Origin of the sequence: Pseudomonas sp. FSL W7-0098 (assembly GCF_005930585.1) — a bacterium.
Lineage (GTDB): Bacteria > Pseudomonadota > Gammaproteobacteria > Pseudomonadales > Pseudomonadaceae > Aquipseudomonas > Aquipseudomonas bubulae.
In genome coordinates, this window is sequence record NZ_RXHW01000001.1 from 256,281 (window position 1) to 276,648 (window position 20,368).

At 56.2% G+C, this 20,368-nt stretch carries 15 protein-coding genes; 6 read left to right on the forward strand and 9 right to left on the reverse strand.

Features of this window, described 5'->3' with window-relative positions:
- Positions 1-1,089 carry a polyamine ABC transporter substrate-binding protein gene (locus FHL07_RS01245; protein WP_095019144.1) on the reverse strand — a complete coding sequence of 363 codons (1,089 nt, stop codon included), beginning with the start codon at positions 1,087-1,089 and terminating at the stop codon, positions 1-3.
- A gap of 50 nt (positions 1,090-1,139) precedes the next feature.
- Positions 1,140-2,441, reverse strand: coding sequence for an NAD(P)/FAD-dependent oxidoreductase (locus FHL07_RS01250; protein ID WP_138737975.1), 1,302 nt, complete (start codon positions 2,439-2,441; stop codon positions 1,140-1,142).
- Between the two features lie 156 nt (positions 2,442-2,597).
- On the opposite strand from FHL07_RS01250, the gene FHL07_RS01255 reads away from it, so the two are divergent.
- Together FHL07_RS01255 and FHL07_RS01260 are read left to right on the forward strand one after the other, a co-directional pair.
- Positions 2,598-3,494, forward strand: a complete 897-nt coding sequence (locus FHL07_RS01255) for a LysR substrate-binding domain-containing protein (protein ID WP_095019146.1) — start codon at positions 2,598-2,600, stop codon at positions 3,492-3,494.
- Between the two features lie 261 nt (positions 3,495-3,755).
- The gene (locus FHL07_RS01260) at positions 3,756-5,321 is read left to right on the forward strand and encodes a TerC family protein (protein ID WP_138737976.1); all 1,566 of its coding nucleotides are present in this window, start codon (positions 3,756-3,758) and stop codon (positions 5,319-5,321) included.
- 220 nt (positions 5,322-5,541) lie between these two features.
- Here FHL07_RS01260 and FHL07_RS01265 read toward each other — a convergent pair whose 3' ends face one another.
- The gene (locus FHL07_RS01265; RefSeq protein ID WP_138737977.1) at positions 5,542-7,962 is read right to left on the reverse strand and encodes a glucose/quinate/shikimate family membrane-bound PQQ-dependent dehydrogenase; all 2,421 of its coding nucleotides are present in this window, start codon (positions 7,960-7,962) and stop codon (positions 5,542-5,544) included.
- 276 nt (positions 7,963-8,238) lie between these two features.
- Entirely contained in the window at positions 8,239-8,721 is a 483-nt protein-coding gene (locus tag FHL07_RS01270) for a cupin domain-containing protein (protein ID WP_095019149.1), read from the reverse strand.
- Between the two features lie 182 nt (positions 8,722-8,903).
- Here FHL07_RS01270 and FHL07_RS01275 point away from each other — a divergent pair, with 182 nt between their 5' ends.
- The 3 genes from FHL07_RS01275 to yidD all read left to right on the forward strand — a co-directional run bounded on the left by FHL07_RS01275 (position 8,904) and on the right by yidD (position 11,330).
- Positions 8,904-10,469 carry an alkaline phosphatase D family protein gene (locus FHL07_RS01275; protein ID WP_138737978.1) on the forward strand — a complete coding sequence of 522 codons (1,566 nt, stop codon included), beginning with the start codon at positions 8,904-8,906 and terminating at the stop codon, positions 10,467-10,469.
- A 415-nt stretch (positions 10,470-10,884) separates the two neighbouring features.
- A complete protein-coding gene (locus FHL07_RS01280) occupies positions 10,885-11,127 on the forward strand; it encodes a DUF4177 domain-containing protein (RefSeq protein ID WP_095023389.1) in 243 nt (80 codons plus the stop codon).
- Positions 11,124-11,330, forward strand: coding sequence for a membrane protein insertion efficiency factor YidD (yidD, locus tag FHL07_RS01285; RefSeq protein ID WP_198417386.1), 207 nt, complete (start codon positions 11,124-11,126; stop codon positions 11,328-11,330). Before FHL07_RS01280 ends, yidD begins: the two co-directional genes overlap by 4 nt.
- An 833-nt stretch (positions 11,331-12,163) precedes the next feature.
- Here the strand turns inward: yidD and FHL07_RS01300 are convergent.
- On the reverse strand, positions 12,164-12,652 hold the full coding sequence (locus FHL07_RS01300; protein ID WP_095019153.1) for a GNAT family N-acetyltransferase: 489 nt from the start codon (positions 12,650-12,652) through the stop codon (positions 12,164-12,166).
- 271 nt (positions 12,653-12,923) lie between these two features.
- Here FHL07_RS01300 and FHL07_RS01305 point away from each other — a divergent pair, with 271 nt between their 5' ends.
- Positions 12,924-13,931: a hypothetical protein gene (locus tag FHL07_RS01305; protein ID WP_138737979.1), complete on the forward strand. Its 1,008-nt coding sequence runs from the start codon at positions 12,924-12,926 to the stop codon at positions 13,929-13,931.
- A gap of 197 nt (positions 13,932-14,128) precedes the next feature.
- Here FHL07_RS01305 and FHL07_RS01315 read toward each other — a convergent pair whose 3' ends face one another.
- The 4 genes from FHL07_RS01315 to FHL07_RS01330 all read right to left on the reverse strand — a co-directional run bounded on the left by FHL07_RS01315 (position 14,129) and on the right by FHL07_RS01330 (position 20,264).
- Complete coding sequence (locus FHL07_RS01315; protein WP_306452945.1) at positions 14,129-15,628, reverse strand: MFS transporter; 1,500 nt, start codon at positions 15,626-15,628, stop codon at positions 14,129-14,131.
- A gap of 448 nt (positions 15,629-16,076) precedes the next feature.
- Positions 16,077-16,706 carry a glutathione S-transferase family protein gene (locus FHL07_RS01320; RefSeq protein WP_138737980.1) on the reverse strand — a complete coding sequence of 210 codons (630 nt, stop codon included), beginning with the start codon at positions 16,704-16,706 and terminating at the stop codon, positions 16,077-16,079.
- A gap of 28 nt (positions 16,707-16,734) precedes the next feature.
- Positions 16,735-18,105, reverse strand: coding sequence for a metal-dependent hydrolase family protein (locus FHL07_RS01325; protein ID WP_138737981.1), 1,371 nt, complete (start codon positions 18,103-18,105; stop codon positions 16,735-16,737).
- Positions 18,106-18,368: 263 nt separating this feature from the next.
- A complete protein-coding gene (locus FHL07_RS01330; protein WP_138737982.1) occupies positions 18,369-20,264 on the reverse strand; it encodes a sigma-54-dependent Fis family transcriptional regulator in 1,896 nt (631 codons plus the stop codon).
- Positions 20,265-20,368: the final 104 nt, after the last annotated feature.

Consider the following 20,368-nt stretch of genomic DNA (forward strand, 5'->3'; position numbering starts at 1 on the left):
TCACGTATTGGTCTTGAGCTTGGTCCACAAACGGGTGCTCAGACGGGCGATTTTGGCCGGCAGGTCTTCCACGGTGAACAGGGTGTCGATCACTTCACTGGACGGGTAGATCGCCGGGTCCTGTTTCACGTCCGGCGCCAGGTACGGGTCTGCCGCCTGGTTGGGGTTGGCGTAGTGGATATGGTTGCTGATAGTGGCAATCACTTGCGGGGTCAGCAGGTAGTTCATGTAGGTGTAGGCATTTTTTTCATGGGGCGCGCTCTTGGGTATGACCACCATGTCCAGCCATAACGTCGAACCTTCCTTTGGGATCGAATACGCAATGTCGATCCCGTTCCCGGCTTCCCGCGCACTTGCCGCAGCCTGTACCACATCACCGTTGAAGCCGATCACCGCACAGATATTGCCGTTGGCCAGATCACTGATGTATTTGGATGCATGAAAATACTGAACATAAGGTCGTATTTTCAGCAGCGCCGCTTCGGCTTTCTTGTAGTCCTCAGGCTCATGACTATGGTGCGGCAAGCCCAGGTAGTTGAGAGTGATCGGCAACACTTGCGTCGGATTGTCGATAATCGCCACACCGCACTGGCTCAGTTTTTTGATGTTGTTTTCATCGAAAAACAGGCTCCAGGAGCGGGTGACATCCGTGGTACCAAAAATCGCCTTGATCTTCTCGACGTTGTAGCCGATCCCAGCCGTGCCCCACATGTAGGGGTAGCCGTACTGATTGCCGGGATCGTTGGCTTCCAGTTTGCTCATTAACACCGGATCCAGGTTCTTCCAGTTTGGCAACTGGCTCCTGTCCAGTTTCTGGATGGCACCGGCCTTGATCAGGCGGGACATAAAGTGGTTCGAAGGGCTGACCACGTCATAGCCGGTATTACCGGTCATCAACTTGGATTCCAGCACTTCGTTGCTGTCGTGAATATCGTAGGTCGCCTTGATCCCTGTTTCCTTGGTGAAGGTGGTCAGGGTGTCGTCGGCAATATAGCCGTTCCAGTTGGAAATATTCACGCTCTCGTCGGCGTGGCTGACGGCCGAAAACGCGGCGAGCATGACCGCAAGGGAGACCGGGCTGATGTTCATGTTCAATCACCTTTTCAAGGAGCTTTTATTCTTTTGTGGTGTGAGAGTGTTCAGATTTCTGTTTTGGCTCTGAGGGCTTCCATGCGCATGCGCAGCGCTGCACCGACGTCAAAAAATGGCCGTGGCGGCAACCAGCCCGGCTGCGCTCTGTCCATGACCGACTGCAGCAGGGGCGAGCTGGCGCCACAGGCCAGCTCTGCGAGCAGACGGCCCCACAGCGTGCCGCGGGCAACCCCGGAGCCATTGCAGCCCGCCACGGCATAGATGCCTTCCTCGACCTTGGCAAAGTACGGCTGGCCACTGCGGGTAGCGCTCAGATGGCCGGTCCAGGTGTAGCGGATGTCTTGCTCACCGAGCCCGGGGAAGCGACGTTGCAGGCCCAGTGCATGGTGTTTTCGACGCAGTGACAAGTCACTGCCGGACAAATCGCGCGTACGGTATTCCGCGGTATTGCGGATCATTACCCGCCGATCCGGAGTCAGTCGCACCGTGGCGCCCAGCGGCCTCGTCGACAGCACGCCCCAGGGCTCGACACTGCCGATGGCCTGATACTCCTTGTCGCTCAGGGGGCGGGTGAGGCTGGCGCTGAGCTCCATCGGGAAGGTTGCGCTGTTGTCGATCCCGGCGCGGGGGATAAAGGCATTCAGGCATACCAGTACCTGTGCGGCTTCAATGCTGCCCTGGATACCCTTGGCCCGAATGCGTCCGCCACTCAGGCGTTCAAGCCCGATGATGTCGGTGTTTTCAAAAAGGCTGACATTGGCCGGCAAGGCATCCAGCAGACCCTTGACGTATTTCGCCGGCTGCAACAACGCATTGCCATTGCCGCACCAGATGGCCGCCTGGTAATGGCGGGTGCCGAGTGTCTGCGCCAGTTGCGCGCCTTCCAGAAAGTGTGCAGATGCGCCGACTGCATGCAGGGTCTTGAGCTTGGCCTCAACCTGGGTCAATTTGCCCGGGTCGTTGACGGCGAAGTAGTAACCCGAATCCCGGTACTCGCAGTCGATGCCGTGGCGCGCAATGCGCATGCGCACTTCATCACCGGCCGCCTGGCCGATTGTCGAGTCCACGGCATAGCCGGCAAATCCACCCTTGCCGATCAGCTCGTCATCCGCCGGGTTTTCATGGGCCACCGCGTAACCGGAGTTGCGTGCTGATGCCCCTTGGGCTGCACGTTGCCTGTCGACAATCAGAATGCGAGCTTGCGGGTGCAATTGCGCCAGGGAATGGGCCGTACTGAGGCCGGTAATGCCCGCACCGATAATCAACCAGTCGGCTTTCTCGACGCCTTTGAGGTGATCACGGAGGGGGGAGCTTCCTGCCAGGGCAATCCAGCCACATTCATTCTTCACGTTTCACCTCATTTGCCGGTCAGGGGGCTGCCCGGCCTTTGAATACATGCGCTAATTGCATGGCTGGCCGTTGCTGGCGCTGGTTATGGATGGAATTTAGGCGGTACCAAGTGATATAACCAACGCTATTAATTCATTGATTGATGCAAAAAACACATGGATAAGGTTCGTCACGTACCCTCGTTGCAGGGTTTGCAGGCACTGGTGGAGGTGGCTGAATCGGGCAGCTTCACCCAGGCGGCGCAGACGCTGTGCCTGACCCAAAGCGCTATCAGCCGGAAAATCCAGCAACTGGAAGCTCACTTTGGTGTGACGTTGTTTGTCAGAACCAGTCGCAGCGTGCGCATGACCGTCGAAGGCGAACAGGTGCTGGCCAGTGCCCGCGGCATTCTTGAACAGTTAAAGCTGCTGGAAGATCGTTTGTCGCCGCAAAAGCGACCGTTCCGTATCCGCATGCATGTATCGCTGGCCGTGCGCTGGTTACTGCCCAAACTCAGTGACTTTTACTTGCAGCACCCGGACATAGCCTTGTCGATTGAAACGGTCGCCACCGAGGTTGTCGAACCGGCCAGCGACAGCGATGCCTACATCCTGTACTTGCCCCGACCCTCCACTGACCCGGCCTGCATGGCTTTATTCGATGAGGCTCTGGTGCCAGTGTGTGCACCCAGCCTGGGGCCGCTGGCGTCGATGGAAGATCTGCTGCGCTTTGCGCTGTTGCATCGCTCGGCCGACCAGCAAGCCTGGCACGACTGGCTAGCCGCCAATGACGGCAAGCCGCTGCACAGCTATCGGCATATCCCGTTCAATCTCGATGAGCTGGCCCTCGATGCTGCCGCGCGTGGCTTGGGGGTGGCGGTCACGGACATGACCCTGGCGGCGGAGTCCATTCAACGCGGGGCACTGGTGATTCCGTTTGGTGAGCCGTTGAAAACCGGTGGTAACTATTCGTTGTGCCTGCAACCTGCTGCAGACTTGCATCCGGCGTGTCCGGCGGTGCTGCAATGGTTCGCCAGTCAGGTCGAGCAAGGCGGAGGAGGGAGAACTTGTTAAATTTTGTAATAAGTCCGCTAGCAGGAAATGAGTTTAATCGCTGTAGGATTGCATCCCCAATTCACTAAAGGCTTGTATGAACACCCTTCAGGAACCACCCAGTCGCAGTTTTGAATCTGCGCTTGCCCCAGGCTTGATCCTCGCAATCGAGCACGCGTTACCCATTCCCCGCCCTCTGTTTAGCGCCAGCACCTCTGCTGCTGCGCTTGTCTGTGCGCGCTCGCCGTTAACCCAGCACCTTCGTGAGATTGACTGATACCTATGGAATGGATTGCAGATCCCACGGCCTGGCTCGGCCTGTTGACCCTGATTGTGCTGGAACTGGTACTGGGTATTGATAACCTGGTGTTTATCGCCATCCTCGCCGACAAACTGCCGCCGGAGCAGCGCGACCGTGCCCGGGTCATCGGCCTGACGCTGGCCCTGGTCATGCGCCTGGGCCTGCTGGCCAGCATCTCGTGGATGGTCACGCTGACGCAGCCTTTGTTCGAAGTCTTCGACAAAGCGTTCTCGGGGCGCGACCTGATCATGCTGTTCGGCGGCTTGTTCCTGTTGTTCAAGGCCACGATGGAGTTGCATGAGCGCCTGGAAGGGCATGTGGCCGAGCGCTCATCGGCGCTGGGCTATGCCATGTTCTGGCCGATTGTGGCGCAGATTGTCGTGCTCGACGCGGTGTTTTCCCTGGACGCAGTGATTACCGCGGTAGGCATGGTTGAACATCTGTCGGTGATGATGATCGCCGTGGTGTTCTCGATCGGCCTGATGATCATCGCCAGCAAACCGTTGACCCACTTCGTCAACAGTCACCCTACGGTGATCATGCTGTGCCTGGGCTTCTTGATGATGATCGGCTTCAGCCTGACTGCCGAGGGCCTGGGCTTTCATATCCCGAAAGGTTATCTGTACGCCGCCATCGGCTTCTCGATCCTGATCGAAGTACTCAACCAGATTGCCCGTGCGCGCCGCAAGAAAAGCGTGCAGGGCCTGCGGCCCATGCGCGAGCGCACCGCCCATGCGGTGATGCGCTTGCTTGGCGGACGCACCCTGAGTGCTGATGAAGTGGGCGAAGAGATTGCCGACATGCTTGACGGTGGCAGTCAGCAGAACGTCTTCCATCGACGCGAGCGCGTGATGATCAGTGGCGTATTGCAACTGGCGGAACGGTCGATTCGCTCGGTGATGACGCCCCGTGCCGAGATCGATCATATCGATCTGGCTGATTCGGCAGAGATCATTCGTACAAAGCTGATGCATTCATCGTATTCCCGACTGCCCCTGATCCGGGATGGCCGGGTAGATGAACCCTTGGGCTTTGTGCATAAAAAGGAGCTGCTCAAGGAGCTTCTGGCGGGGCATGAACCGGATCTGGAGGCGATGGCGCGCAAGGCTATCAATCTGCTGGACAGCTTCACGATTCTCAACGCTCTGGAACAGATGCGTAAAGAGTCGACGCACATTGCGTTTGTCATCAACGAGTTCGGTGACTTCATCGGCCTGCTGACCATGACTGACATTCTCGAGTCGATCGCTGGTGAACTGCCGGATGCCAGTGAGATAGAGGGGCCCAATATCGTTGCCCAGGAGGAGGGTTATCTGGTCAGCGGCGCCTTGAACCTGAGCCAGATTCGCCAGCACATCGGTTTTGCAGCCAAGGCCACGGATGACTATCAGACACTTGCAGGTATGGTCATGAGTTTACTGGATCGTCTGCCGATGATTGGCGACAAGCTGACGTGGGAAGGCTGGACCTTGACCGTAGTCGAGGTAGAAGAGCGGAGGGTGACGCGGGTGTTGCTGAGCAAATCCGCTCCCACAGTAAAAAGTTAGCGCGGTCATTGTGGGAACCGGGCTTGCCCGCGATGCAGGCAACCCGGTCTGTCTGAAGGATCGAGGCGCTGCTATCGCGAGCAAGCCCGCTCCCATAGTAAAAGGTTAGCGCGGTCAGTGTGGGAGCCGGGCTTGCCCGCGATGCAGGTAAACCGGTCTGTCTGAAGGATCGAGGCGCTGCCATCGCGAGCAAGCCCGATCCCACAGGGGAGGGCAGTGCTTAGTTGCTGTCAGGCAGTGCGTAAGCGATCACGTAGTCACCGCGATCCGGCGACTGACGGGCACCACCAGCGGTGATCACGATGTATTGCTTGCCGGTTTTAGGCGAAACAAAGGTCATCGGACCGCCCTGGCTGCCAACAGGCAAACGGGCTTTCCAGGCTTCTTCACCGTTGGCCGAGTTAAAAGCGCGCAGGTAGAAGTCTTGAGTGCCAGCGATGAACACCAGGCCACCTTGTGTCGACAGGGTACCGCCCAATGTCGGCATGCCGATCGGCAGTTGCAGACCCATCTTGATCCCCATCGGGCCGGTGTCCTGCACGGTACCGACCGGTACTTGCCAGGCGACCTTCTGAGTCTTCATGTCAATGGCGGTCAGCGTACCGAAAGGCGGGGCCTGGCACGGAATACCGGCTACCGACAGGAAGCGGTTTTTGTTCACCGCATAAGGCGTGCCCTTGAGCGGTACGGCACCCATGCCGGTGTTCAGCGCTTCACCGCCAGAAGAGGCCTTGGCGTCTTTTTGCTGCGGAACCATCTGCACCCACAAGCCCAGGCGCATGTCGTTGACGAAAATAAAGCCGTGTACAGGGTCAGTCGACAGGCTGCCCCAGTTCATGCCACCCAGCGAACCCGGGAAGCTCAACGACACATCAGTGCCCGGCGCGGTGTACAGACCTTCGTAACGCATCTTCTTGAAGGAAATACGGCACAGCATCTGATCAAACGGGGTTGCACCCCACATGTCCGATTCAGTCAGGGTCTGCGCACCAATCTGTGGCATGCCCACGGATTTTGGCTGGGTCAGCGAGTAGGGCTCGTCCGGAATGTTCGAGGCCTTGACCGGTACTTCTTCAACCTTGGTCAGCGGCTGGCCGGTGTGGCGATCGAGGACAAAAATCTGCCCGGCCTTGGTGCCGATCACTACCGCTGGGACCTTGCTGCCGTCCGCTTTGGCGAAGTCGATCAGGCTTGGCTGCATCGGCAGATCGAAGTCCCACAAGTCATTGTGGACGGTCTGATACACCCATTTTTCTTCACCAGTGGTGGCGTTCAGTGCCAGTACCGATGCACCGTACTTGTGGTTCAGCTCGGTACGTTCGACACCATAGATGTCGGTGGACGAGCTGCCCATCGGCAAGAATACGGTGTTCATCAGCGGGTCATAGGACATCGGTGCCCAGCTGTTCGGCGTGCTGCGAACGTAGGTCTTGCCTTCTGCCGGTGCTTGCTTGTCCTGCGGGTTGCCCGGGTCGAAGGCCCAGCGCATGGCGCCGGTCACTACGTCGAAACCACGGATCACGCCACCTGGCATATCGGTCTGGACGTTGTCAGCCACGCGACCGCCAACCACCACCGTGGTACCTGCCATCAACGGTGCCGACGACAACTGGTAGTAGGAGTCGGGCACATTGCCCAGGCCGGCCTTGAGATCAACCTGGCCATTGCTGCCGAAATCCGGGCAGAACTGGCCGGTGTCGGCATCTACCGCGATCAGGCGTGCATCGATGGTATTGGTCAGCAGGCGACGCTGGCACGCCGCGCCCGGGGCAACGGTGACGGCTGCGGCCGGGGTGCTGCCATCGGTGGGTGCTGCGACTGGGGCGCTGGCATCAAAGTACGCCAGGCCACGGCAACGCTGCCAGACGGCGGCCTTGGCATTGATGTTGTTCTTCCACAACTCTTTACCGGTATCGGCGTCCAGCGCGATCAGGTTGTTGTGTGGCGTACAGATAAACACTTTGTCGCCCACTTGCAGCGGGGTCATCTGGTCTTCTGCGCCATTGCCATCACTGATGGCCACATCGCCGGTCTGGTAGGTCCAGGCCGGTACCAGCTTGGACACGTTGCTACGGTTGATCTGATCCAGAGCAGCAAAGCGGCTGCCACCTTCGTCATTGCCGTAGTGTGCCCAGTCTTTCTGGGCTTTGGCCGGGTCAACCTTGGTCAGGCCCGGGCCGTCACCGGTCGGTGCGATCGAGGCGTGAGGCTGGAACATCCCCCAGAAGCCGGCGGCGATGGCCACGGCCAGCACTGCACCCAGCGCATAACCGGCGTTGCCGCTCAGGCCATTGGCCTTGCGCAGCGAAGGGTAAGCCAGCGCCACGACCAGGCTGAGCACAGCCAGGGCAAACAGACGTGAAACCAGCGGCCAGAACACCAGCCCGGCATCCGCCAGGGCCCAGATAACACTGGCGAGCATGATGGCAGCAAACAGCCAGGCACCAGCCAGGCGTCGCTTGAACAGCAACACGGACGAAGCGACCATGCCCAGGCCTGCAAGCAGGAAGTACAGGCTACCACCGAGCGTGGCCAGGTAGCCGCCACCGGCGACATAGAGCAAACCGAAAACCAGCACGCCTAAAGCGGCGACCCAGATGGGCCAACGGCTTGCGGCTGCCGAAGGTTGAGCGTTATTCATTGTGCATGACCCTATTGATGCATGAACGGTTGGGAGGAGGGCATAGCGTTTAACTGTAGCGGCTTGCAAGGCAGGCGCAGACGTGTCGGCGTTTCTGCACGTCGTCGAGGCCTTGAACAGGCCAGGTCGACAGACCGGGAAACGTCCGAAACAGTTATGTACTAAACGGTTAGTTTTATAACTTTAACAAAAACCCGGGCCTGCGACAAATTGTCAGTGTCGAGAGTCCGATAAGAGGGGATGTCAGGGGGAGGGCAAAGGGCGCGCAGATGCCCTTCAGCCATAGGGGCTGCCATCTTTATGGACGAAGTGCCATGTGCCGTCGACTGCCGTCACCGCCTGTATATCGTCTGACGGGTAAGTCACGCTATCTCCGACACTACGGTCGCCTACTTCAAGAACCACGCAGAGGGTGTCAGTTTTATTCTCCAGATGGTGGGCAAGCCCTTTGGCGGGGAAGCCCGCAATCATCCCCGGAGCCAGTTGCACGCTTTCATCACCTCTGAACAAGGTCGGATGACCCTCCAGGACATAGATAAATTCGTCCTGTAATGAGTGCGAGTGATGAAGGGCGGAGAGACTGCCTGGCGGCAGGTGTACAAGGTTGACGCCAAAATTCTTCAAGTTGAACAGATCACCCAGAGGCCGTTTGGTGCGGCCCTGCATCAGGGACGCGAAGGGCTCGGGGTAGTTGCTGGGGCGGGTTCTCTGCGCTGCATCGCAAGCATTGATCGGGCCTTGCTCAGTGGGGCGGATCATGGTGCGTCCCTCAAGATCAACAGCCAAACACAGAGGGGCAGTGCAACCGCCTTGGCAATCTGCACTGCCTGAAAGTGCCATCAGACATCCAGCATAGCCGGCACGTGGCTGTGCTGCTCTGAAACATGGCTGTCATTGGCAGGGGCTTAAATAGTGACTCCTTCCACTCGAGAAGATCATCCATGTCACAGTTTCCAGTCCGCCGTCGCAGCCTGATCCAAACGCTTTCTGCGGGACTTGTGTTGCCCAGCCTCGCGCCGGCTATTCTGGCGAATGTCCAGGACAGGCCCCAGATGACAGATGGCGTGCAATCCGGGGATCTACTGGGTGACCGCGCGATGGTCTGGAGCCGTAGTGACCGGCCAGCCAAACTGGTGGTTGAGTGGGACACCACCAGTACTTTTGCTCAGCCCCGGCGCGCCGCTTCGGCGCAGGCACATGCAGGCACTGACTACACCGCCCGGGTGGAACTCAGAGGGCTGCCCGCCGATCAATCCATCTTTTATCGCGCCTGGTTCGAGGACGCCCGCACCGGAACAGCGGGCGAACCGTGGTTCGGGCACCTGCGCAGTGTGCCAGGGCAGCCGCGGGACATTCGTTTTGTATGGAGTGGTGATACGGTCGGTCAAGGGTTCGGCATCAACCCTGACATAGGCGGCATGCGCATCTACGACGCCATGCGTCGACGCTTGCCGGATTTTTTCTTGCACAGTGGCGACACTATCTACGCAGACGGCCCGGTTCCGGCCCAACAGGTCGTGGAAAATGGTCGCGTCTGGCGCAACCTGACCACTGAAGCCAAAAGCCATGTCGCGGTGACTGTCGACGACTTCCGGGGTAACTACCGATACAACCTGATGGACGAGAACGTGCGGCGGTTTAATGCCGAGGTGCCGCAGATATGGCAGTGGGACGACCATGAAACGACCAACAACTGGTCGTCAGGCAAACAGCTTGACTCACGCTATGGCAGTGCCGCCATCAGGGATCTGCTCGGTCCGGCACGGCAAGCCTGGCTCGAGTACTCCCCGATGCGTCCTCAGCCTGGCGATAAGGGCGGTCGCATCTACCGGAGCCTCCCTTATGGACCTTTACTGGAGCTCTTTGTGCTGGACATGCGCAGTTACCGAGGGAGCAATGACGCCAACTTGTCCGCTGTCCCGGGCCCACAGACGGCGTTTCTCGGGCGTACGCAACTCGACTGGCTCAAGCAGGCGCTGGCACATTCAACGGCCCAGTGGAAAGTGATCGCTGCCGATATGCCGCTTAGCCTGGCCGTGGCGGATGGCGAAATGTCGCCCGGAGTACCGCGCTGGGAGGCAATAGCCAACGGCGACAATGGCAAACCGTTGGGACGAGAAATGGAGATTGGCGAGTTACTGGATTTCCTGCGCCAACGACAGGTCCGTGATGTTGTGTGGCTAACTGCCGATGTGCACTACTGTGCAGCTCACCACTATCATCCTGATCGAGCAGCGTTCCAGCAATTTGAGCCGTTCTGGGAATTTGTTGCCGGACCTTTAAATGCGGGCAGTTTTCCGTCTTGTGCTCTGGACATGACCTTTGGCCCCCAGGTGGTCTTCGAGAAGGCACCGACTGAACCGAACATCTCGCCCCTGGCAGGGCTGCAGTTCTTCGGCGAGGTCAACATTGATGCTCGTGACAAGAGTCTCACGGTAACCCTTCGCGACCTGGACGGTGTAGCGGTGTTTGAGCAGCAGTTGAAGCCTTTCGGGCATGAGGTCTAGGCAGGCTTAAGAGTGGAGCCAGTCGTAAATCCGGGCGAGTGGAGGGTAGTCCTGATCCCCGGAGGGGTAAGCAGGGGGAGGATAAATGCTTGAACCGGCTTGATTCGCCGTTGTTCGGTCTGGGCATCAGGTCGATTTGCCAGCCAGGTTTCAGAGGGATACTTACCGGGCGGGACGGGCGTTTTGTTCGGATATTCAAAAACTCCTATTATAACTAAACTAAACAACCATTTAGTATAGTTATAATTATTGGGTATATATGAGCACCCAGAGAGTCAACGCTGTACAAGTCTATGCCTATTCAGTAGAAATTATGAGCTAGATTCCTGCTGTCAAATCGCTACTATTGAGTTCATTTTGCCGGATCTGTATGGCCAGCAAGGTGCAAATCAAGCCCTGACGCAAGGATAGTGCGATGTACGTGTATAAAATGGTCCAAGTTCCGCCGAACATTGAGGTTCAGGCGAACAAACACCGTGGTAATGAGGCCGCTGTCTACTTAGAAACGGTCGTCAATGAGTACGCTTCCGAGGGTTGGGAATTTTACCGAATTGACTCGATTGGTGTGTCAGTTAAGGCCGGTTGCTTTGATGCACTTAAAGGCAAAAAAGATTCTATGGCCAGCTATTACGTCATTTCTTTCCGAAAACCACGGTGATTTCCTGGCTTTCCGTTCGCTCCATTAAGCTCTATCAGCATATCGGGCCTAGCCGACTTAGAGACGCCTGCAGGTTTGAGCCAAGCTGTTCAAATTACGCATTGTTAGCAATCGAAAAGCACGGTGCATTGCGCGGATGGAAGATGGCACTGAACCGTATTCACCGATGCCGTTTCCCAAACGGTGGCAATGATTATCCTTGATGATTGTCTAGTATTCGCTGAGTGCTGGCTTTCCAGGTCATAGCAATAGCTTTGACCTGGTTCAAATTGGCGTTAGCGTTATTGTTCCGTCAGGCTGTTTTTTAACGGTCAGCGTGTCACCCATAACAATGTCGAGTTCGCTGAGCAAACCATCGGGCAACGGCACGATCTTGTCGCCAGTGCCAGTGCCAGTGCCATCGGCAGCGTCTTGGCAGATCACAGTTCAGCGTTGGTTTTCAGTACCTGGTACACGGTTCATGGTTTTGATCCCAAGATGGTCAGAGGTCGATAATGCCAGTCTGCCTGTTGAAAAGCAGCCTCCACTGGCCCTGACATTCCAATACGCTGTTTCGCATAATGTATATTATGTTAAATCAGGTGCCATGGTAGAAATGTTCATGAAGTTCATAAGGCACTGAATCGACGAATCCGCTTTTGACGTCCACTCTCCCAACGGACCATAGACTTCGATGAGGTGGCTGCCGATGAAGCTGATTCAGTGCCGCTTTTCTTCAGGTCAGCGTGTTCCGCTGCTCGTGCACGCTGCTAACCCGGAGCCGTTGCCCATACGCGTTCTGTTCATCTACATCCAACTCAAACTCAGGCACCGCGCTTAACATCGGCGGCGGCACATCTGCCTGCGATCCAGGCTTTCTATACCTATGCCCAAAGTCGAGACTCTCATTTGGATGGCGTCATCTTGGTCTGCCACTTCGAGTCGATTCTGGCGTTGAATAGCCGCGGATTCTCTAGAGCCCCCCGAGCCTCACAATTGAGACTGTTGGGAGCTGAATACCTAAAGCAGCCGCATTAACCGGGCTTTCAAGGTGAGGCTATGGTCGGGCCGCTCTGCTGCGGGTCATATGGATGAGTGCTGATCTACGACTATCCAGAGAACTTCTCTCTTCGACAGCAAAGGGCAAGAAGCCTAGTTTTGGATATAGCAGCAAGCCTGCTGTATTTTCATTGAAGCACGAGATCTGCACCTCTGTGGCGTCATAGCGGTCGAACGCCAGAGCAGTCATCGTCTCCACGATGAAGGTCGCCACACCTTTACCTCGTGCCTCTTGGGCAACGATGACATTGCCGATACAGCAAACTCCACCCGTTTCAGCCCGATAAAAGTTAGCAAAACCGACGACGCTATTCCCCGCTTCGACAACCGTCGAGTCGAATCGTTGAGTAATAGCGTTAGACAGCTGAGCTTCAGTCAGGGGGTATTGAGCTTTCGGGAACATATAAAACAGTTCCTGAGCGTTAAGGGGAAAGCTACAGATAGTTTTGATGTCATCTGCCTTCACTGGCCTGTGTTGCAATATCATCGCGCGTCCTTGAGGTCTATGCATTCGGCATTCTAGCTCACTACTATTTGCTCAAACACCTTGCCTGGTTATCGGGGCACCCTTTGATGCGGCAGCAGCTCCGCAATCTCACTTGCCCGCTGAGTCGACAGGCGCATGAGGACGTCCTTCAAAATGGGTACGCCGCCGTCATCGAGATAGCGCGACAGCGCCATTAAACCTGCCAATTCTTGCTAGAATCACTAAGCCCATAAGCACGCTAGTCAAGTCGATCACTAAGGATTGAGATTGCATGATCAAAACCCTGCCTAAAATTATAATTTCAGTTGCTGCACTTTTCGGTATGCTTATTAATTTGCACTTGATCCACACACTTAGCGATCACTCTGCTGTCTCTGGCGTCGAGGAGTTGCTCAGTCTAAGGATGTATGACTGGAGCCAGTCAGTGTCCAAGAAATCAGACTTGGGTGGCTTTGTTACGTTTTCGATTCTTGGCGCTGTGATTGCCGCATATGTAACGTCTAAATTAGAGTTTAATTTGGAAAAGGCCCTGTATTCAATCATCGCTACCGCCATAATATCTGGATTTGTTTTGGGGAACGTCCAGAATGCTGTGGTATCTCATATTGGCACTTCTTTGGTTGAGAAGTACCCCGCCGCCACCAAGCGCGCTATTTCCACCTATTATGTGCAGCGTCTTGCGTGGCGCGATAACGGCTATAAAAACGTACTCATCCCTGAATATTCCGGCGATAACATTCGAACAATTGAGTCGAAGCTATTCAGTGTCAATATGTTTTATTTGGTTGAGGATCCCCTTTTCGTGACAGGGGACAAGACCAGAGGCAAAGACCTTATGGCACTGTACTTCAATGATGCTGTTGACGCGCAAGTCAAGCAGCAACCATGGGGACTGCCCAAAGATAACTGGATATATGAAGGCTTTGAAAGGAAATTTGATACTGCCCACTACGATTTGCGAAGAGTAAATAATACTGTCGTTGTACCTGTTGTGTTGGCCACGACCATTTTCAGTCTGATCTTAAGCATCTTGGTTTTCATAGGTGAAGTATTCGGATTGGCTGGTGGTAGCTGGCTAAAGATAAGGGTTTATGCAGTGGCGGGTGTTGCTATTGCTTTGCTGGTCACTCCCTTATTCGTGCAAACTCACTATCACTTGACGCCAGCAATACAGCAATTTAACTGCAGCTACAGCTATTGTAATTTGGCACAACCCGTTATTGATTGGCTTTTCAGATTCGAACTGGGAGTCGTCAAATTAATCTCATTCGTCACCTGAGAATCTAGAGAAGGTCTCATCAGCTGTCTGCTGGCAGGAGACGTTGACCGTCACCTGAGTGCCCTCCTCACCTGCCCGCTGCCAATCGGCGATTTGCTTGCACACTCGGGAGATCACCCAATTGCCGACCTGGGTAAACAGAAGAGCTTTTGTTCCCGTGCAGGCAAGTTTTTTCAACTGCCTGCACGGGCATGACCCTATTTGCTTTTGTGGTGCTTCAACACAAACCAGACCAACAGACTCAATGCGCCGACCAGTGCAGCCGCCGTCAGTAAAACCATGCTGTGGGAGGCACTAAAAGCTTTTTGCCCGGCTGCAGCAAGCTGCTGGCCTTGAATGCCTCCAAGTGTTTTGGCCGCAATCATCGTTTCACCAATAGACCGGACGGCTGTCTCGGCCATGGCAGATGGAATGCCGTCAGGCAGCTGTATGGATTTTTCATAGGTGGATACGAGAAGAATACCGAAAACGGTTATGCCCAATCCGGTGCCAAGGTCGTAACTCGTGGCCTCAAGGGCTCCGGCAGAGCCCGCTTTCTCCATTGGAATACTGTTCATGATCGCCACTGACGAGGCGGTCAAACCAATGCTCAGGGAAAGCCCCAGTGCCACCAGCATCACAATAACGGCTACCCCGCCGCTGCCCAGGTGTATCTGGGCCAACCCGACCAGACTTGCCGCTGACACCAGCAACGAGCAACTCGCAACCCACCGCAGGCCAATCGCCTTCAGGATGACCCCGGCAAGAGGCCCACCGATTGCAGCCGCAATCATCAGCGGCATCATGAAAATACCGGCCTCCAGGGGGGTACGCCCCATGACGAACTGCAGTTCTTGAGCCAGCAGCAATTCGAACCCGGCAAGCGCACCCATGGTTACCAGGGCCATGACGATACCGGTGCTGACCGCCGGAATGGAAAAAAGGCTCAGATCCAGCATCGGGGTCGTGGTGTGAAGCTGCTTGCGTACAAACCAGACAAGCATCAGTGCTCCGAAGACAAAACAGGCACCGGTTACGAAAACAGAGTTGTTGGTTTTGAAGCCCGATTTGAGGGCGTAAACACTTGCCATGACACCCAGGATCAGAATCAAGGACTGTCCGATGGTCCAGTTTCCATCGCCGACCACACTTCGTCGCGGGATGTAGGCGATCACCAAGGGTATGACCAGCAGCATCACGGGCACATTGATCAGGAACACCGACCCCCACCAGAAATGCTCAAGCAATGCACCACCGACCAAGGGCCCGATGGCGGCTCCGGTGGAGGCAACAGCGCCCCAGATACCCAGCGCTACTGCTTGATCGCTCTGATCTTCAAAGGTTTGTCGAATAATCGCGAGGACGCTGGGCATGACCATGGCGCCGCCGAAGGCCATGAACGCCCGTGCCCCGATCAACGATCCGACATTGGGAGAAAAGGCGGCCAATACCGAACCTGCGCAGAAGATACCCAGCCCGGCCAGCAGCATTCGGCGATGGCCGACCCTGTCCGCAAGCGTGCCCATGGGAATCAGCAGGCTGGCCATCAACAACGGGTAGATGTCGATGATCCACAGAATCTCGGTGCCCGTTGCTTGCAACGCAAGGGTCAGTGACGGAACCGCGACATGAAGAATGGTGTAATCCAGGACAATCGGCATAAAAGCCAGAATGACCGACATGAGGACTAACCAACGGTTTGAGTTGCCATTAGACACAATAAAGAGACCTTTTTACCGGGATCCCGGTCTTCAAACGGTTGTGAGCCGTTTTAAGCCGTTGTTGTTACCACGCTTGCGCCCCAAGGCTGCGCCGCGATGCTAACCCATATCCCCCGGCTTTCCCGCCGTGCAAATGTGAAGCTTTGTGAAGTCCAGGGTTTGAACCAGGACGATCCAGCCCTGCCCTGGAAACTGTAATCTGGTCTGATGAAAAGACACTATCGGCGCCCAGGCAGCGCCCTGCTCGACCTCTATCGACTCGGTCCCCCTCAGCAGCGTCTGCCGTTCGGATACTTCCAGTGGGGCCCGGATACAATCTGCTCCAGCCTCTGTGGGAGCGGGCTTGCTCGCGATGGTCGTTAACGATGATGCGTAGTTACTGGGTAAATGCGCGGCCCTGAAGATCATCACGAGCAAGGCCCCCCTATGACCAGCCGCCTCTCAACTATTCGTCGAGTTCATGCTCAAGCTTCAATGCTCGCTTCCAGCTGTCCAGTGCTGCCAGACGTTGCAGGTAAGCCTGCAGATGTGGGTACTGCGCCCCGCACTTCATCTGCTCGACCACCGTGATGGCAACAAAAGCCAGCATGAAGTCAGCCCCTGACAATGTGCCCCCCACAATGAAGGTTCTGTTCGCAAGCGTACTGTCCAGAAACCCCAGTACTTTATCGAACTCAGTCCGGGTATAGCCGTCCAGGAACTTGAGCTGAGTCCCTGCATTGATTTCAAACTGGGTGAACAGCTTGAGTAGCACCGGCACCATCGCCGAGCTTTCTGCAAAATGAATCCATTGCAGGTACTGAAGATAATCCGGTGAGCTGAACGCGGGCTCCAGCCGGGGCGCAAAGCGGCGAATCAAGTATTCGACGATGGCGCCGGATTCAACCAGCACTTGTCCGTCGAGCTCAATCACCGGTGACTTGCCCAGCGGGTGAATGTCTTTCAGTGAGGCAGGGGCGAGATGAGTGGCAGGATCACGCTGATAGCGAATCAGGGTGTAAGGCTCTCCCATTTCTTCAAGCAGCCAAAGAATACGCAGTGATCGGGACGCGTTGAGGTGGTGAAGTGTGATCATGAAGACTCTCTCTGTTTATGATGGATGATTAGAAGTTCTTCTTATATATTTTCCCGCCTTTCATAATCATGCTGAGAGTTGCATCCGGGGCCTCCAGAAACCCCAGGCTCACCGTGGGATCTCCCTCGACAACCAACAGATCAGCCAATGCACCTGCTTCTATCCGGCCAATTTTACCGGGATATGGATTGCGGGCTCCCGACAGCCCCAACAGTTCCCCATTCATCTTTGTCGCCATGTTCACGACGTCGTGTGCAGCGTAAAACCGGGTCAACTTTGCAAGCTGTCTTCCCTGAGTGGATGTCTTTTGCGGATTAAATAAAACATCAGTCCCCCAGGCCGTTTTTATATTGAAGCGCTGAGCAAACTCATAGGCTCTCGCGGTGCCCTCAGCCACCACGCGCTGGCGCTCACGCCGTACAGGATCAGGATAAACATTGGCATCTTCATCTTGCAGAAAAGGCTGAAGACTCCACCAGATATCGTTGTCTGCCATCATGCGCGCGGTTTCTTCATCCGCCAGTTGGCCATGCTCGATCGATTTCACACCGGCGCGAATGGCACGCTGGATACTTCTGGGCGTGTACGCATGCACCATCACATAGGTGCCCCAATCGGCAGCGGCATCCACCGCCATTCTTAATTCTGACTCCATAAACTGGGTGCTATCGAGATGGTCATACGTAGACGCAACGCCGCCACCGGCCATCAATTTTAGCTGTGATGCCCCAAGCATAAGCTGTTCTCTGGCCCGTCGGAGCACTTCGGCATCGCCATCAGCTATGGCTGCAGCACCCAGTTGCTCAGTCACGCTCAGTGGTCTGAGTGAGCTGCGGGGAATCTCTGATCGCATCCTGAAATCACCGTGGCCAGAGGTCTGTGAAATCATTGCGCCGGAAGGATAAATACGAGGCCCTGCAATAACACCCTCATCAATGGCACGCTTCAATGCGAACGAAGGTCCTCCAGGATCGCGAACCGTCGTAAAGCCGCGCATCAAGGTGCTTTCTGCTTCGCGGGCGGCGACTAAATGGATATAGCCCGGGTCTGCGCTCATCGCGTCAAGTTGCGTGATGCCCGCTAACGTAGTGTGCCAATGGGCATCAATCAATCCCGGCATCACCACTCTTCGCCCGCAATCGATAACCACGGCGCCTTCAACCTCTGTATTGGCGGGTAGCAGTGAGTCGATCACGCCATCCTTGATCAGGATGCAGACGTTATCGTCAAGCACAGCGCTACCGTTGAATAAGCGAAGATTCTTGAGCAACAGCGTGCTCGCGCTGGATTCAGCGTTTGTACCTTGTCCTGAGGCACTCGATGCGCGCACTGCAGAAAGTTGTGCACCTTTGGGTTTGATACCGCTATAGACGTCACGTCGAGACAGATCAAGCATCATTCTCGCGTGAAAGTCCTGTATATCCGGCGAGCTACAGGTGCACAGGTCATGTACTTCACGTTCAACATGATGACTGGGTGTAAAACGCGTATTGGACCTGGCAGATTTAAGCCTCATATCGAACGTTCCGTAAGCATTTTCAGGAACAGAGACTATAGATCGAATTAAAAACGCTGATCGAGGGGAAAGCTCGAGAACATTTATCGTTTCTATCCCCGGTGCAGGTACACAGAGACAGGAAGCGCGGCACTGTCGCTTTCCTTTCAACCAGGCCGTGCAATACCGTGGTGTCGCAATTTGCGATAGAGCGTATTTCGGCTAATCCCCAGGCGGGCTGCAACATGGGCGATATGCCAATGTTCTGCCTCGATCAATGCCAGTAGCGTCTGCCGTTCGGATACGCCAAGCGGATCTTCGGCCAACGCGACTGGCACTGCTACTGCCGGCAGCAACTCCGCCAAATCGTCCAGAGTGACACGCCCCTCCAATGACAACGCTACCAGCGTGCGCAGGCACGTACGCAGCTGCCGGACATTGCCCGGCCAGGGTTGCCTCAGCAAGCGCTCTCTGACGCCGGCCTCCAGCCGGATTCTTGTACCTTTTGTCTCTTCGAGCAGCAGAAGGTCGAGCACACTGCCCTTGTCTGATCGTTCACGCAACGGTGGAAGCTGCACGGTGAACCCAGCAATGCGATAAAACAGATCTTCGCGAAAGCGCCCCCCGACCACACCGGCATTCAGATCCTGGTGACTGGCACTGATAAGGCGTACGTCGAGGGGACGTGCTGTCGCGCCACCTAGCGGCATCACCTGACGCTCCTCCAGCACTCGCAGCAGTCGGGTCTGAAGCGCCAGGGGCATATCGGCGATTTCATCGAGAAATAGAATGCCGCCATGGGCCTGCTCAAGTTTACCGATCATCCCGTCCTTGCGTGCGCCGGTGAAGCTGCCACCACGATAGCCGAACAGCTCGCTTTCGATCAGCGTTTCCGGAATGGCCGCGCAATTGATCGCCACAAACGGCTGGCCCGCTCTGGAGCTGGCACGATGCAGCGCTGCCGCAAAAGCTTCTTTGCCGGTACCGGTTTCGCCCTGTAAAAATACGGGAACGTCTCGCTCCAAAACCCGTAATGCGCGGGCAAAGCCGCGTTGCAGACGCGGGTCTTCCAGGCATACATGCACGTCGTTGATGATGGGCGCTGGCGGCGTTAGCAAAGGCGATCGGTGCACGGGTTCACGCAACTGTCCGTAGATCAGGCGCCCGTCCACCAGCCGCATTGGCCAACAGACACTCGTCTGAGCGCTGGTCTGACTCATTATCTGATCCACAGGTGTTTCCAGCAGCATTGTCAGAGGCTGCCCAACCACCTGGTCACGGCTGAGGCCCAGCAGATCCAGCGCAGCATGATTGATTGAACAGATACGGGCACTCTCGTCGAAACTGAGCAGACCTTCACCCAGCAGCCCGACGAAACCAGCCTCAGGATGCAAGCGCAGCAAGTAGCGATGCGGGTCATGCCCCAGGAAAAACGAGCTCTCGATCAGCCTGGCTGACAAGCTGGTCAATGCCATGGCCTGGAAGTGTTGCTGAAGGCTGTGATCATCCCTCACGGATGAAAGGTTGAGCACGGCTAGCAGCTCTCCACTCGCATCGAATATCGGGCTCGCCGAACAGGTAAGTCCGACGTGCTTGCCACGGAAATGCTCATCACGGCGGATGGTGACGTGCTGTCGCTCGACCAGGCAGGTACCGACACCGTTGGTGCCCTCACAATCTTCACTCCATACCGAGCCGAGCCACAACCCGGAACGCTGAACCTCTGCTCGCTCGGATTCGTTGAACACGCTGTCGATGGCCACCCCCCGTGCATCGGTGAGTAGTACCACATGGCCGTCACGCCCGAGTTGTTGGTGCAAGTTGCTCATCTGCCAATGCGCCACGGCGATGATGTGCTCCAGTGGCGCGCGGTGATCCTGCAAGCGTGGATGCTCAACCACGTTAGGTGCGCGGCGACTGGCAGGGTCGAGCTGATACTGGTCCAGGCAGCGGCGCCAGGAGCGTGTAATGGCCAGGTCAGCACCAGGGCTGTGGCTGGCGACAGTGCCCTGCACGGCTTGTAGCACTTGTTGTGCATGGGCGTTGATCAAGGCCGGCTTCATTATTCTTGTTCTCCGTTACGGTCAGGACACGGGTCTGTTGGCAGCTTATATGAAAAGATTGCAACGAGCGCTTTTTGCACCGGGTGACACTCTGTCATCAGCAT